The sequence below is a fragment of the Planococcus chinensis genome (genome assembly GCF_020071995.1).
GTDB classification, from domain to species: domain Bacteria; phylum Bacillota; class Bacilli; order Bacillales_A; family Planococcaceae; genus Planococcus; species Planococcus chinensis_A.
In genome coordinates, this window is record NZ_JABWTK010000001.1 from 16,331 (window position 1) to 30,758 (window position 14,428).

At 45.8% G+C, this 14,428-nt stretch carries 17 protein-coding genes; 16 read left to right on the forward strand and 1 reads right to left on the reverse strand.

Going from position 1 to position 14,428, the window contains the following annotated elements:
- Positions 1-244 precede the first annotated feature (244 nt).
- The 9 genes from rsmG (at position 245) to HU147_RS00115 (ending at position 7,595) form a co-directional block, all read left to right on the forward strand.
- Positions 245-958 (forward strand): 16S rRNA (guanine(527)-N(7))-methyltransferase RsmG, encoded by a 714-nt coding sequence (gene rsmG / locus HU147_RS00075; RefSeq protein WP_224074301.1) that lies wholly within the window; start codon positions 245-247, stop codon positions 956-958.
- Positions 959-1,068: 110 nt separating this feature from the next.
- On the forward strand, positions 1,069-1,941 hold the full coding sequence (noc, locus tag HU147_RS00080) for a nucleoid occlusion protein (protein ID WP_224074302.1): 873 nt from the start codon (positions 1,069-1,071) through the stop codon (positions 1,939-1,941).
- Positions 1,942-2,112: 171 nt separating this feature from the next.
- Positions 2,113-2,874: a ParA family protein gene (locus HU147_RS00085; RefSeq protein WP_036810866.1), complete on the forward strand. Its 762-nt coding sequence runs from the start codon at positions 2,113-2,115 to the stop codon at positions 2,872-2,874.
- The gene (locus HU147_RS00090) at positions 2,867-3,700 is read left to right on the forward strand and encodes a ParB/RepB/Spo0J family partition protein (RefSeq protein WP_224074303.1); all 834 of its coding nucleotides are present in this window, start codon (positions 2,867-2,869) and stop codon (positions 3,698-3,700) included. The genes HU147_RS00085 and HU147_RS00090 overlap by 8 nt, the downstream gene beginning before the upstream one ends.
- Before the next feature lie 71 nt (positions 3,701-3,771).
- Complete coding sequence (locus HU147_RS00095) at positions 3,772-4,488, forward strand: DUF554 domain-containing protein (RefSeq protein WP_224074304.1); 717 nt, start codon at positions 3,772-3,774, stop codon at positions 4,486-4,488.
- 109 nt (positions 4,489-4,597) lie between these two features.
- On the forward strand, positions 4,598-5,434 hold the full coding sequence (locus tag HU147_RS00100) for a mechanosensitive ion channel family protein (protein ID WP_224074847.1): 837 nt from the start codon (positions 4,598-4,600) through the stop codon (positions 5,432-5,434).
- A gap of 16 nt (positions 5,435-5,450) precedes the next feature.
- Positions 5,451-5,651: a DUF951 domain-containing protein gene (locus HU147_RS00105; RefSeq protein ID WP_036810873.1), complete on the forward strand. Its 201-nt coding sequence runs from the start codon at positions 5,451-5,453 to the stop codon at positions 5,649-5,651.
- Positions 5,652-5,806: 155 nt separating this feature from the next.
- Entirely contained in the window at positions 5,807-6,907 is a 1,101-nt protein-coding gene (gene ychF / locus HU147_RS00110) for a redox-regulated ATPase YchF (protein ID WP_224074305.1), read from the forward strand.
- Positions 6,908-7,208: 301 nt separating this feature from the next.
- Positions 7,209-7,595, forward strand: coding sequence for a gamma-glutamylcyclotransferase family protein (locus HU147_RS00115; RefSeq protein WP_224074306.1), 387 nt, complete (start codon positions 7,209-7,211; stop codon positions 7,593-7,595).
- A 20-nt stretch (positions 7,596-7,615) separates the two neighbouring features.
- Here HU147_RS00115 and HU147_RS00120 read toward each other — a convergent pair whose 3' ends face one another.
- Positions 7,616-8,176 (reverse strand): DUF3267 domain-containing protein, encoded by a 561-nt coding sequence (locus HU147_RS00120; RefSeq protein ID WP_224074307.1) that lies wholly within the window; start codon positions 8,174-8,176, stop codon positions 7,616-7,618.
- Between the two features lie 174 nt (positions 8,177-8,350).
- Between HU147_RS00120 and rpsF the strand changes: the two genes are divergently transcribed.
- From rpsF to dnaB, 7 genes are all read left to right on the forward strand, one after another.
- Complete coding sequence (gene rpsF, locus HU147_RS00125) at positions 8,351-8,638, forward strand: 30S ribosomal protein S6 (protein WP_074511803.1); 288 nt, start codon at positions 8,351-8,353, stop codon at positions 8,636-8,638.
- 43 nt (positions 8,639-8,681) lie between these two features.
- Positions 8,682-9,158: a single-stranded DNA-binding protein gene (gene ssb / locus HU147_RS00130; RefSeq protein ID WP_074511801.1), complete on the forward strand. Its 477-nt coding sequence runs from the start codon at positions 8,682-8,684 to the stop codon at positions 9,156-9,158.
- A gap of 55 nt (positions 9,159-9,213) precedes the next feature.
- Positions 9,214-9,450, forward strand: a complete 237-nt coding sequence (rpsR, locus tag HU147_RS00135; RefSeq protein ID WP_146497913.1) for a 30S ribosomal protein S18 — start codon at positions 9,214-9,216, stop codon at positions 9,448-9,450.
- A gap of 180 nt (positions 9,451-9,630) precedes the next feature.
- Positions 9,631-10,581 carry a YybS family protein gene (locus HU147_RS00140; protein WP_224074308.1) on the forward strand — a complete coding sequence of 317 codons (951 nt, stop codon included), beginning with the start codon at positions 9,631-9,633 and terminating at the stop codon, positions 10,579-10,581.
- A gap of 14 nt (positions 10,582-10,595) precedes the next feature.
- On the forward strand, positions 10,596-12,572 hold the full coding sequence (locus tag HU147_RS00145) for a DHH family phosphoesterase (RefSeq protein WP_224074309.1): 1,977 nt from the start codon (positions 10,596-10,598) through the stop codon (positions 12,570-12,572).
- Positions 12,569-13,018 carry a 50S ribosomal protein L9 gene (gene rplI / locus HU147_RS00150; RefSeq protein WP_220629586.1) on the forward strand — a complete coding sequence of 150 codons (450 nt, stop codon included), beginning with the start codon at positions 12,569-12,571 and terminating at the stop codon, positions 13,016-13,018. The genes HU147_RS00145 and rplI overlap by 4 nt, the downstream gene beginning before the upstream one ends.
- A gap of 13 nt (positions 13,019-13,031) precedes the next feature.
- Positions 13,032-14,387 carry a replicative DNA helicase gene (dnaB, locus tag HU147_RS00155; RefSeq protein ID WP_224074848.1) on the forward strand — a complete coding sequence of 452 codons (1,356 nt, stop codon included), beginning with the start codon at positions 13,032-13,034 and terminating at the stop codon, positions 14,385-14,387.
- Positions 14,388-14,428 lie beyond the last annotated feature (41 nt).

Below are 14,428 nucleotides of genomic sequence, written 5' to 3' on the forward strand. Positions count from 1 at the left end.
ATTTCCAGAGTGGGATGACTTAAGACCTCGAGGCCCCAGGCGCCGGAGCTGGATATAAAAAAGCGCAGACGCCTATCTGGGGCCGAAGCTGTAGAAATAAAAGCGCAGGCGCCTGACCGAGCAAAAAAGGCGATAAGCTAGACACATAACAAATGGGCTGGCAGAGACCAGCCCATTTTTACATAATGGAATGCCTATTGGTTGACACATAGAACAGCATAAAAAAGAGGGAGGAAAAAACCAAGTGAACGAACAACAATTCAAAGACGCCCTCAGCGAAAAAGGAATCAATTTGACTCCGGCTCAACTTGATCAATTCCGCATCTACTTCGAAGAACTGGTTGAGTGGAACGAAAAAATGAATTTAACGGCCATTACAGACCAGCCGTCTGTCTACTTGAAACATTTTTTTGATTCGATTACGGCTGCTTTCTACATAGATTTCACGAAGCCGCTTAAAGTTTGTGATGTGGGAGCCGGGGCAGGATTCCCGAGCATTCCTTTGAAAATCTGCTTCCCTCATATTGAAGTGACCATCGTAGACTCATTGAACAAGCGCATCCAATTCTTGAATCATTTAAGCGATAAGCTGAACTTATCAAATGTCCGGTTCATTCATTCCCGCGCCGAAGATTTTGGCCAGTCCGAACACCGGGAAAGCTATGACTTGGTCACGGCCCGAGCAGTGGCAAGGCTTTCCGTTTTAGCGGAACTGTGTGTGCCGCTCGTAAAAAATGGCGGGCTTTTTGCTGCGATGAAAGCAGCATCAGCGCCTGACGAATTAAAGGATGCTGAGAAAGCTTTGCTGAAACTAGGGGTTAAAGAAGAAAGCATCCATTCGTTTAAATTGCCTATAGAAGAAAGCGACCGTCACATTCAGGTTTTCCGCAAGTTTAAAGAAACGCCGAAAAAGTACCCGCGCAAACCCGGGGTGCCAAATAAATCTCCAATTGCTTAAGGCATAAAAAGAGAACATGCAATGTTTCACGTGGAACATGGAAACCGAGAAGAAGCGGTTAAGACAACTATAAAGTAAGCAAGTGAGCTTTTAAAAGGTGGTGCTAGAGGATGAAGAGTCCTTTTTCCCGATTTTTCGGGAGCGGCGATAAAGCAGAAGAAGCAGAACAGGCAACAGAAGTGAAATCAGTCAATAAAGCTGCAGAAGAAGTAGTGAAATTGCCGATTGCTAAAATCAGCGCGAACAAGTTTCAGCCTCGTACAGTTTTCGATGAAGAGAAGATTGAAGAGCTGGCTCGCACAATTGAAATACATGGCGTTATTCAGCCTATTGTAGTCCGGGCATCGGATCAAGAAGGCGATTACGAAATCATTGCAGGGGAACGGCGTTTTCGGGCGATGTCTTCTCTCGGATGGGAAGAAGTTCCGGCCATCATCCGCCAGCTAAGCGATAAAGAAACAGCATCAATTGCTTTAATCGAAAACTTGCAGCGGGAAGAACTTACGTCGATTGAAGAAGCAAATGCTTATCAGAACCTGCTGGAAATCCAGGGCATTACCCAGGAAGCCCTTGCACAACGTCTTGGAAAAGGGCAATCGACAGTTGCGAATAAACTTCGGCTGTTGAAACTGCCTGAAGAAATCCAGACGGCTTTATTAAACCGCATCATTACAGAACGCCATGCACGGGTATTGCTGAAAATCAAAGATGTAGACAAGCAGAAAAAAATGTTCGATGAAACTGTTGAACAAAGTTTGAACGTCAAGCAGCTGGAGATGCGGGTCGAAAAATTGCTGTCCACTGAACCGAAAAAGGCCAAGCCGAGAAGAAAAGCGGTCAGCCGCGATATTCGGATTGCGATGAACACCATCAAGGAATCGTTAAGCATGGTCACCAAAAGCGGGATCAACTTATCGGCTGAAGAAGAAGAACACGAAGAGTATTACCAGATTACCGTGAAGATCCCTAAGAAAAAAGCATAAAAAAGCTCTTTCCGATTTCGGAAAGAGCTTTTTTAATGGGAATGTAACGATAAAATGGCTATTGTTTTGTTACAATAAGGAAAGAAACTGTCATTATTTTTGTTTTTATAATGGAATTAGTTATACTTGAGCAGTAAAATGAGAGAAGTATGAAAGAAAGTTGGTGCAAGAGTGGGTAGAATTATTGCGATCGCCAATCAAAAAGGCGGCGTAGGAAAAACAACATCATCAGTAAACTTGAGTGCCTGCCTTGCTTATTTGGGCCAGAAAGTTCTCTTAATAGATATCGATCCCCAAGGAAACGCGACAAGTGGGGTCGGGGTAAACAAAGGCGACGTTGACCAGTGCATCTACGAAGTACTGATTGATGACGTGGATGTGAAAGATACCATCAAGGAAACAAAAGTTGAAAATCTTCACGTAGTGCCTGCAACCATTTCGCTGGCAGGTGCAGAAATTGAACTGGTTTCCACTATTTCAAGAGAAGTGCGCCTCAAGCATGCGCTTCAAGAAGTTAAAGAACTGTATGACTACATCATCATTGATTGTCCTCCGTCATTGGGATTATTAACGATCAATTCGTTGACTGCCTCAGATGCGATTATTATTCCGGTACAATGTGAATACTATGCATTGGAAGGATTGAGCCAGCTGTTGAGCACGATCCGTCTTGTCCAGAAGCATTTAAATCATGACCTGGCAATTGACGGCGTCTTATTGACGATGCTCGATGCGCGGACAAACTTAGGGATCCAGGTAATTGAAGAAGTGAAGAAGTATTTCCAGGACAAAGTTTACCGGACGATCATTCCACGGAACGTAAGATTAAGCGAAGCGCCAAGCCATGGAGAACCGATCATTATATACGATCCGAAATCCCGCGGGGCAGAAGTATACTTAGAATTAGCAAGGGAAGTGATTAAGAATGGCTAAAGGATTAGGAAAAGGAATCAATGCATTGTTCCCTGGCGAATCATTAAGCGAGACAGAAACAATCAACCAGATCAGCATCACGCAAATCCGCACTAATCCTTACCAACCGCGCAAAGTTTTTGATGAAACCGCTTTGCAGGAATTGTCGGAATCGATCAAAGAACATGGCATTTTGCAGCCGGTTGTTGTCCGGAAATCTGGAAAGCATTTTGAACTGGTTGTAGGGGAAAGAAGGTTCCGCGCAGCTAAATTGGCAAAATTGACTGAAGTGCCGGCACTCGTCAAAGAATTGACAGACCAGCAGATGATGGAATTGGCTATCCTTGAAAACCTGCAGCGGGAAGACTTGACGCCGATTGAAGAAGCAGAGGCTTATCAGAAGTTAATGGAAGCATTGAATATCACACAGGAGCAATTGGCATTCCGCCTTGGCAAAAGCCGGCCACATATTGCCAATCACATCCGTTTGCTGGCTTTGCCTGAAGACGTACGCGATATGATTTCAGACAAGAAATTGACGATGGGACATGGCCGTACTTTGCTTGGACTGCGCTTGAAAAAGCTGATTCCCGAAACTGCTGAAAAAGTAGTGAAAGAAAACTTGAATGTCCGTCAGTTGGAAAACCTGGTTCAGCGTTTAAATGAAGATGTTCCACGTGAAACAATCGAGAAAAAGAAAGATTTGTTTATCGAAGAAAAACAGTCGGAACTGAGAGACCGTTTCGGAACAAATGTCCAAATTAAAAAAACGAAGAACAAAGGGAAAATTGAAATAGAGTTCTTCTCTGAAGAAGATTTGGAACGCATACTCGAACTTTTAAACTGATCCGTGCCTATTCCCTGAGTAAGGGAATAGGTTCTGTTTTGTAAAAGGAGAGCGGAAGGGGAAATTGAAAGATGGTTCTCTTGGGAACGCTGATCAACGCTATTTTGATTGTAGTTGGAACATTCATCGGCCGTGCGCTCCGAAACATTCCTGAGAAGATGAAAGAAACGGTAATGTATGCGATTGGCCTGGCAGTCGTGGTTCTTGGCCTGCAAATGGGCTTTGAAAGCCAGAATTTCATCGTAGTGATTATTAGTCTGGTCTTGGGTGCGGTTATCGGCGAATGGATGAATTTAGATGACAAGTTGAATGATTTTGGACACTGGCTGGAAGACGTGATGGGTGCAAAAAAAGAAAGCAAAGGCAGTATTGCCCAAGGCTTTGTCACAGCGACACTCATCTTTGTAATTGGTGCGATGGGAATCATCGGTGCTTTGGAGAGCGGGCTTAGCAATGAACATGGTGTCTTGATTTCCAAAGGCTTGATTGATGGTTTTACATCGATCATTTTGGCTTCCACGCTTGGAATTGGCGTCATGCTGGCTGCTATTCCCGTATTTGTTTATCAAGGGTTGATCGCGTTGTTTGCGACGCAGATCAGTTTGATCATTCCGGATGATGCGCTTGATATGTTTATTACGGAAATGACCGCAACGGGAGGCGTCATGATTGTGGCCATTGGCCTGAACATGATCGGCCTCACGAAAATAAGAGTTGCTAATTTGTTGCCTGGAGTATTGGTAGTAGGATTAATTGTTACGGTAATCTATAAGATGAATTTAGGTTAACCGGAGGTAGGAAGGTGTTACAGTGACTGCAGAAACAGTAACTTCAGAAACGGTAAGGAAAACAGAAGAAGTGGTAGAAGAGGGGAAGAAACTTCTCCTCGACAATGAAATGTGGCTCAATATCGGTTTTGTCGGCTTGAAAGTTCTTATGATTATTGTCGTAGCTGGAATTGTCGTTCGGGTGGCAAAAATGCTGATTCGGAAAACTTTCTCGGTGCGCATTAAAGGTCCGTTAAAATACAACGAACGGCGGCAGCAGACGATGTCGAAACTGCTGGAAAATGTTGTTACCTATGCTGTCTATTTTATGGCGATCATCGCAGTGTTGTCTGCTTTTACAATTGACATTACAGGGCTGATTGCCGGGGCCGGGGTATTAGGTCTTGCTGTTGGTTTTGGTGCCCAGAACTTAGTGAAAGATGTCATTACCGGATTCTTCATCATTTTTGAAGATCAGTTTTCGGTAGGTGACTATGTCCGGATCGGCCAAGCAGAAGGTACCGTCGAAGAAATTGGTTTACGGACCACAAAGGTAAAAGGTTTTACGGGGGAGCTCTTCATTTTCCCGAATGGCAATGTGACGGATGTGGTAAATTTCTCGATCCATAATTCGATTGCAGTAGTGGATGTAAATATTTCATATGAATCGGATATTGCACGCGTGGAGCGCTTGATCCAGGAATTTCTCGTGGATCTTCCTGAAAAGTACGAGCAGATTATAAAACCGCCGGAATTGTTGGGCGTACAAAACATTACTACAACAGAAATCATCATGAGAATTACGGCAGAAACATTGCCAATGCAGCATTTTGCCGTTTCCCGCGGGATTCGCCGGGACTTAAAAGAATATTTGGATCAAAAAGGTGTAGAAATTCCGTACCCGCGGATGGTTATGGTACAGCGGTCGCCTGAAGAGTCCAATCCATCCGTTATTGCCAAAAAGTGATAAAGGAGACAGAGCCATGGATAAGAAAGAATATGGTCTGAATGATGTCGTGGAAATGAAGAAAGGGCATCCGTGCGGGGCAAATGCCTGGAAAATTATCCGAATGGGTGCAGATATCCGCATCAAATGTGAAGGCTGCCAGCACAGCGTCATGATTCCACGCGTTGAATTCAATAAAAAAATCAAGAAAGTTTTAGTGAAAGCAGAAGAGGAATAAAACAAAACTCTATATGAGTATAAAGACAATACTTATATAGGAATAGTAATGAATTTATATAAGTTTTGAAAAATGGACAGATTGATATTTCGTTCCTATAATGGAATGGTTGCTAAAAATAATTCGTGTTAGAGAGAAGAAAGGTCGTGAATCCTTTGGCATTAACTGCAGGGATTGTAGGTTTACCAAACGTGGGGAAATCCACATTATTCAACGCTATTACAAAGGCGGGGGCTGAAGCAGCCAACTATCCGTTCTGTACGATAGATCCAAACGTCGGGATCGTAGAAGTTCCGGATGAGCGCTTAAACAAATTGACTGAGCTGGTTGTGCCTAAGAAAACCGTTCCTACAGCTTTTGAATTCACTGACATCGCCGGCATCGTAAAAGGCGCCAGCAAAGGTGAAGGACTTGGAAACAAATTCCTTTCGCATATCCGCGAAGTGGATGCGATCGTTCAAGTGGTACGCTGCTTTGCTGACGAAAACGTTACGCATGTATCCGGGAAAGTTGATCCGATTTCAGATATTGAAGTCATTAACTTGGAATTGATTCTTGCGGACATGGAAAGCATCGAAAAACGAATTGCCCGTGCTGCTAAATTAGTGAAGCAAAAAGACAAAGATGCCGTTGCAGAAGAGCCGGTATTGATGAAACTTCGTGAAGCATTTGAAGCTGGAGATTTGGCGCGTTCAATCGATTTCACGGAAGACGAATTGCGCATTGCGAAAAACTTGAATCTGTTGACATTGAAACCGATGCTTTACGTAGCAAACGTAGCAGAAGATGAAATTGCTGATGCAGAAGACAACGAATATGTACAAAAAGTCCGCGACTATGCTGCTCAGCAAAATTCACAGGTCATCGTCGTTTGTGCGAAGATCGAAGAAGAAATGGCTGAACTGGAAGACGAAGAAAAAGAAATGTTCCTGGAAGAGCTAGGCATCAAAGAATCCGGTTTGGATCAATTGATCAAAGCTTCGTATAATTTGCTTGGCCTTGCTACTTACTTTACTGCCGGTGTGCAGGAAGTACGTGCTTGGACATTCAAAAAAGGCATGAAAGCCCCTCAATGCGCAGGCGTCATCCACTCGGACTTCGAACGCGGATTTATCCGTGCAGAAACCGTAGCTTACGAGGACCTTATCGAAACAGGTTCCATGGCTGCTGCTAAAGAAGCCGGTAAAGTGCGCCAAGAAGGAAAAGAATACGTAGTACAAGACGGAGACGTCATGCTATTTAGATTTAACGTTTAAAAGTGAAACGGCCGTTCAGGTTCGACAGGCATAAGACGGACCGGCGAAGCGGCGATTTATGCCACACAGTCGGGTTGGCTTATGAGCCGAAGAGCTAGGCACTGAACTAGACACCGGGTTGGCTTATGACCCGAGAACCTGGCCGTTGCAGCTGGATAATAAAAGCGAAACGGCGTTCCCTTTCTACAGGCCATTTATTAAAATAAGCAAGTCCGAAAACGTAAAGACCCCTTAGCCATGGATAAAACTAAAAAATGACCGGATGCCTAATCGCATTCGGTTTTTGAATAGGAGGATTAAAATGTTATTATTTGTATATGGAACATTGAAACGCGGCGGCAAGTACCATGATTATCTGGGAGAAGCAGCATTAGTAGCAAAACACGCAGTAGCAAAAGGGGATCTCTACGATACCGGGCTTGGCTATCCGGCAATGGATGTAAACGGCAAAGGCGAAGTGCAGGGAGAAGTCTACGACATTCCTGAAGCGCTTTGGCCGGCAATCGACTACCTGGAAGATTATTCAGGCGGAGCTGCCACAGATCTTTTCAACAAAGTGAGAATCGAAGTGGAGACAGACGGAGAAGTTTTGCAAACGGCCGTTTATGTAGCCACCATGAAAGAACAATTAAAAGAAAAAGTGGAGAGCGGCAACTGGGACGTATTAGCAGTTGAAGGCGCCTATTAATTCATATGAAAAAGCGCTGATCATTGATCAGCGCTTTTTTGATTGGGGTTATGTTCATATATATGGAGCCGGGGCAATTCCGGATCGTCCAGCACCCAGGCATCCTTGCGTTCTTTAAGAAGCGCCCGGTACATGTAAAAGTCGCCGATGGCACCGGCAGCGAGCATAGCGCCGAGCAGGACGAGCACTTGGCTGTCCAGCCAGAAACCAAGGATAGTCGGAATAACAGCAGTGGCCCAAAAAGGCAGCAGCAGCGCTTTTTTCATGGCCCTGTTGCGGAGAGCGGTGGTCGTTGTGGCATAGGCGATGCCCAGTTTTAAATTGACGCCGTATTTCAAAGACGCAAGCGTAACCTTGCCGAACAATAGAAAGCCGATCAAATGAAACGCTTCGTGAAGCACAATCAGGGCGATATAGCCGAAAATAAATAGGAAAATGCCAGTCAAAGAAAAGCGGAACGACAACGGTTCGGCCAGGTAATGGTAGGCAGCGGCAAAAAGCACGACTAAAAAGACGTTGGTCCATAATGCCTTTGGCGCGATTTCTTCCATTTTGAGTTCAATCGTATGCGTCGGTTCCATCCCATCACTTCCTTCGCTAATTGCTTTCAGTATAGCCCATCCATAGCTGAAAAACATGCTTGCGGCGCATCTTCATCTATGATACAATACATTGATGTGAGTAATAATATGAATTGCTTGCTCCTTGCCCGCTGGAATCAGCAGGGCCCAAGTCCATGAGGAGGTGACAACACGATGAGAGAGTATGAATTAATGTACATCATGCAGCCTGCAATTGAAGAGGAAGCGAAAAAAGCGCTAGTTGAGCGTTTTAACGAGATCCTTACTTCAAACGGTGCTGAAATCATCGAGTCGAAAGAGTGGGGTAAACGTCGTTTAGCTTACGAAATCAACGATTTACGTGAAGGTTTCTACCAAATCGTAAAAGTAAACGCTGGTTCTGAAGCTATCAACGAATACACACGTCTTGCGAACATTAACGAAGACATTATCCGTCATATCGCTGTACGCAAAGACGCGTAAGCATATGAAGCTGTAAATATTGACTAAAGGAGGTTGAATTCTGATGATTAACCGAGTTGTTTTAGTCGGAAGACTGACAAAAGATCCTGATCTTCGCTATACTCCAAGCGGAGCGGCGGTGGCCCGTTTTACACTTGCTGTAAACCGTACCTTCTCCAATGCGCAAGGCGAAAAGGAAACGGATTTTATCAATTGTACTGTTTGGCGCAAACAAGCTGAAAACACAGCAAACTTCCTGAAAAAAGGAAGCTTGGCAGGTGTAGAAGGCCGCATTCAAACCGGAAGCTACGAGGGACAAGACGGAAAACGCGTTTATACGACTGAAGTAGTCGCAGACAGTGTTCAATTCCTTGAACCGAAAAACTCTGGGGCTAATGCAGATCGTTCACAAGGACAACAGCCGTCCTATCAGCAGAACAATCAATCGCCAAGTCAGCAAAACTATACACGTGTAGACCAGGATCCATTCTCAAGCGGCAGCGGCCCGATCGAAGTATCGGATGACGATTTGCCGTTCTAAGACGGACTGGACTTACGGTGAACGAAAAATTCTACTAAAAGGGAGGTAATTCGATATGGCACCACGTCGCGGAGGAAAGAAACGCAAAAAGGTTTGTTATTTCACTTCTAACAACATCACATACATCGACTACAAAGATACTGACTTGTTGAAGAAATTCATTTCTGAACGAGGAAAAATCTTGCCACGTCGTGTTACAGGCACAAGCGCTAAATGGCAACGTAAGTTGACAATCGCTATCAAACGCGCTCGTATCATGGCACTTCTACCGTTTGTTGCGGAAGAAAGATAAGTAAGAAAAGCAATTATGCTTTTTTACTTTCGAAAGAAGAGACCGGGAAACCGGTCTTTTTTTTTTGGTCCAAAATCGGTCCCTGCTTTCTTCCGGGACTTCCCTTTTTTGTTCCAAAACCTTAATCATGTTACAATTACAAGGATGAAATCCACCCGAAAGAAGGGGAAAAACAAGCAAATGCAAAATCAACAAACCAGCCAACTTACTCAAGGGGCATTGATGGCGGCCGTATTTACCGTATTACTGGCCATCTCTGTATACGTGCCTCTTTTAAATGTCGTCACGACATTATTTTTAGCGGTGCCGATCGCCTGGTACAGCGCCAAGTACGCCTGGCAAGCATCAGCTCTGTTTTCGGTGGTCTGTTTGATCTTATCAGCGATTGTCGGCGGCCTTCTCGCCTTGCCGATTGCGCTGATCCACATTCCGCTGGGCCTTGTCATCGGTCTGTCGATTTTTTATAAAAAAAGTAAACTGTTCATGTTCATGGCTTCAAGCATCGTGCTGCTGTTATCGGTGATGCTCCAGTACATGGCATCGATCTGGCTGCTCGGGATCAATGTGATTGAAGAAATGCTGACAGCGATGGAAGCATCTTTTAAACAGACCGGTGCCTTAATGGACCGGGTCGGCGCTTCTACGGAAGAGTTTGATGAAATGGCCAATCAGCTGACGCTGACATTTGAAACCTTGCTGCCGGCTTTGCTGGTGCTGTCGGTTTTCATATCGGTATGGCTGTTGCTGCTGATTTTGCTGCCGGTGTTAAAGCGTCTGGGCATTGAAGTTCCAAAATTTCCGCCTTTTCGGGATATGAAATTGCCGAAAAGTGTATTATGGTATTATTTAATTGTTTTGCTCGTTTCGATGCTGTCAGATTTGCAGCCGGGAACGATGCCTTATATGATTTTCATGAATGCATCCGTTGTGCTTCAATTCCTGCTTTTCCTGCAAGGTGTATCTTTTTATCATTTTTACATCAAGCAAGAAGGCTGGCCAAAATGGGTGGCTGTTCTTGTAACGATTCTGGCATTTCCATTGCAGTCGTTTACGAGCATTGTCGGAATTGTAGATCTCGGTTTTGATATCCGGGGATGGGTAAAACGGGCACATGACTTCAAAGGAAAATGAGGAGCTGAAAAGAAATGTCGGCTTTTTTTAGACAAAGAAAACTTCGAATCCCCTTATTGGCGCTGCTGATACTTGGTTTGGCAGCGGCAATTTTGATCTCGTTGAGGTCAGAATGGGTAGGAGGCATATTCATCATTCTTTTCGGTGCACTGTTTGTCTATGCCTGGATTACCGAAAAGCGGGTGTACGAAGCCACCGAAAAACACATAGAAACGCTGTCTTACCGGATGAAAAAAGTCGGCGAAGAAGCACTTCTGGAAATGCCGATCGGGATTTTGCTGGTCAATGAGAACTTCGATATTGAATGGGCAAACCCTTATATGACATCAACGCTGGAATACGACACATTGATCGGGGAATCGCTTTACAGCTTATCGGATGAATTTCAAACATTGGTGAAATCTGAAGAAGCTTCCGATATGATCATTGCCTTGGGCGAACGCAAATACCGGGTTTATTACAAGGCGGATGACCGTTTGTTTTATTTATTCGATATTACCGAACAAGTGGAAATCGAAACCTTGTACTACGCCGACCGGACAGTGATCGGCATCTTGTTTATCGATAACTACGATGAATTGTCCCAAGGGATGGATGACCAGACACGAAGCAATTTAAACAGCCTGGTGACATCGCTCATCAACGAATGGGGCGCGCATTACGGCATTTTCGTCAAAAGGATTTCTTCAGACCGCTTCATGGCGGTCTTCAATGAATCGATTTTAAAAGAGCTGGAACTGTCGAAGTTCGCCATTCTGGACGATATCCGGGAAGTGACGTCAAAAGACAATCTGGCGCTGACTTTGAGCATTGGAGTGGGTGCGGGATCTGCATCACTTGTCGAGCTTGGCAGCATGGCCCAGTCCGGCCTTGATTTGGTGCTCGGACGCGGCGGCGACCAAGTCGCGATTAAAAACCCGAGCGGCAAAGTGAAATTTTACGGCGGCAAAACGAATCCGGTCGAAAAACGGACACGGGTGCGGGCGCGCGTCATTTCGCACGCGCTGCGTGATTTGATCCAGGAAAGCGACCACGTTTTCGTGATGGGCCATAAATTGCCGGATATGGATGCCATCGGGGCAGCCGTCGGTGTATCGAAAATGGCAGCGATGAACAAAGTTAAAAGCAGCATCGTGCTTGATTTCAATGAATACGACCGTTCGGTTATGCGCCTGATGGAAGAGATACGCCAGGACGACGAATTGTTTGACCGCTTTATCACGCCGGAAGAAGCGCTGGCCGAAATGACGGACAACTCCCTTCTGGTCATTGTGGATACCCATAAACCGTCGATGGTGATCGATGAACGGGTGCTTCAGCGGATGGAACGGGTTGTCTTGATCGACCATCACCGCCGCGGAGAAGAATTCATCACCAATACGATGCTTGTATATATGGAACCTTATGCATCATCGACAGCGGAATTGGTCACGGAGCTGATTGAGTATCAGCCGAAACACGAGAAGCTGTCGATGCTGGAAGCGACGGCAATGCTTGCCGGCATTATTGTCGATACCAAAAGCTTTACACTGCGCACCGGCGCCCGAACGTTTGAAGCAGCTTCTTATTTGCGCTCAAACGGGGCCGATACGGTGCTTGTACAGCGTTTATTGAAAGAAGACCTGGACACCTACGTCGAACGCGCCAAAATCGTTCAGACGGTTGAATTTGTCGGCAATGGCATTGCCATTGCCAGAGGCGAGGCCGGACGGATCTACAGCCCGGTGTTGATTGCCCAGACGGCGGACATCCTGTTAACGATGAAGGACGTCAACGCGTCATTTGTGGTTGCAGAACGCAGCGAAGGCGGAATCGGCATTTCAGCCCGCTCATTGGGTGAAGTCAATGTCCAGATTGCTATGGAGAACCTGGGCGGCGGCGGCCATTTAACGAATGCGGCAACCCAGATGCCTGATGCGACGATAGACGAAGCAATCGCTCAATTAAAGCAAGTGATAACGGAACAGTATGAGGGAGGAAAAGTGGAATGAGAGTAATATTTTTGAAAGATGTAAAAGGCAAAGGCAAAAAAGGTGAAGTGAAAAACGTAGCAGACGGCTATGCCCATAACTTTCTGCTGAAAAACAACTTGGCGAAAGAAGCGGACCAGGCAGCTATCAGCCAATTGGCCGGCCAAAAGAAAAAGCAGGAAAAAGAAGCGGCCCAAGAGCTGGAAGATGCAAAAGCGCTGAAAGAAAAACTGGAAAGCCTGACGATTGAACTGAAAGCGAAATCCGGTGAAGGCGGCCGCCTATTCGGTTCGATTACAACAAAACAAGTAGCGACAGCACTTGAAAAAACACACGGCATCAAACTGGACAAGCGCAAGATGGAGTTGGACGATGCTATCCGCGCTCTAGGCTACACGAACGTTCCGGTTAAATTACACCAGGATGTCACGGCTACGCTTAAAGTCCACGTAACAGAAGAAGCGTAAGCCCATGAACCAAATGAACGAAACAATAGATCGCGTCCCTCCGCATAACCATGAAGCCGAGCAATCGGTTATTGGGGCCATCTTTTTAGAACCACAGTCGCTCATCTCCGTGGCTGAAATTGTCATGCCGGAAGATTTTTACCGCATCGCGCACCAGAAAATCTTCCAGACCATGCTCAATTTATCGGACCATGGCAAAGCGATTGATGTTGTAACGGTTACAGAAGAATTATCCGCCAAAAAAGAACTGGAAGACGTCGGCGGCCTGTCGTATTTAACGGAAATTGCCAATGCGGTTCCGACTGCGGCGAACGTAGCGCATTACGCCCATATCGTTGAAGAGAAATCGCTTCTTCGGCGTCTGATCCGCGTAGCGACTTCAATTGTGGAAGACGGCTTTACGCGCGAAGACGAAGTGCAGGCGCTGCTTGCTGAAGCAGAGAAGAAAATGATGGAAGTGTCTAGCCGAAAAAATGCCGGCGACTTTATTCACATCAAAGATGTCTTAGTGAAGACCTACGACAACATTGAACTGTTGCATACCCGCAAAGGCGACGTTACAGGCATTCCTACGGGCTTCCGGGACCTGGATAAGATAACGGCAGGGTTCCAGCGAAACGACCTCATTATTGTGGCTGCACGGCCTTCTGTCGGTAAGACGGCTTTCGCATTGAACGTGGCGCAGAACGTAGCCACCAAAACGGACGAAAACGTCGCGATTTTCAGTCTCGAGATGGGTGCTGAACAGCTAGTCATGCGTATGCTTTGTGCAGAAGGAAATATCGATGCACAAGTCATGCGGACCGGGGCGCTCCAGAACGAAGACTGGCGCAAATTGACGATGGCGATGGGCAGCTTGTCCAACGCCGGAATTTTTATCGATGATACACCGGGAATCCGGGTCAATGATATCCGTGCGAAATGCCGCCGTCTGAAACAGGAATACGGTCTAGGCATGATCATGATCGATTATCTTCAGCTGATCCAGGGACCCGGAAAATCCGGTGAGAACCGCCAGCAGGAAGTATCGGATATCTCCCGCTCGCTGAAAGGCTTGGCGCGGGAATTGGAAGTGCCGGTTATCGCGCTTTCCCAGTTGTCCCGTGGCGTTGAGCAGCGGCAAGACAAACGGCCGATGATGTCGGATTTGCGTGAATCCGGATCGATTGAGCAGGATGCCGATATCGTTTCCTTCCTGTACCGTGAAGATTACTACGACAAAGAAACTGAAGATCAGAACATGATTGAGATCATTATTGCCAAGCAGCGTAACGGCCCGACCGGAACGGTTAAATTGGCATTCGTGAAGGAATACAATAAATTCGTCACAATCGACTGGAGCCAGCACGAATCCGGTGGTGACTTTTAAAAACACGAACGTATGAATGTGAGTTTGCATTCATCGTTCGT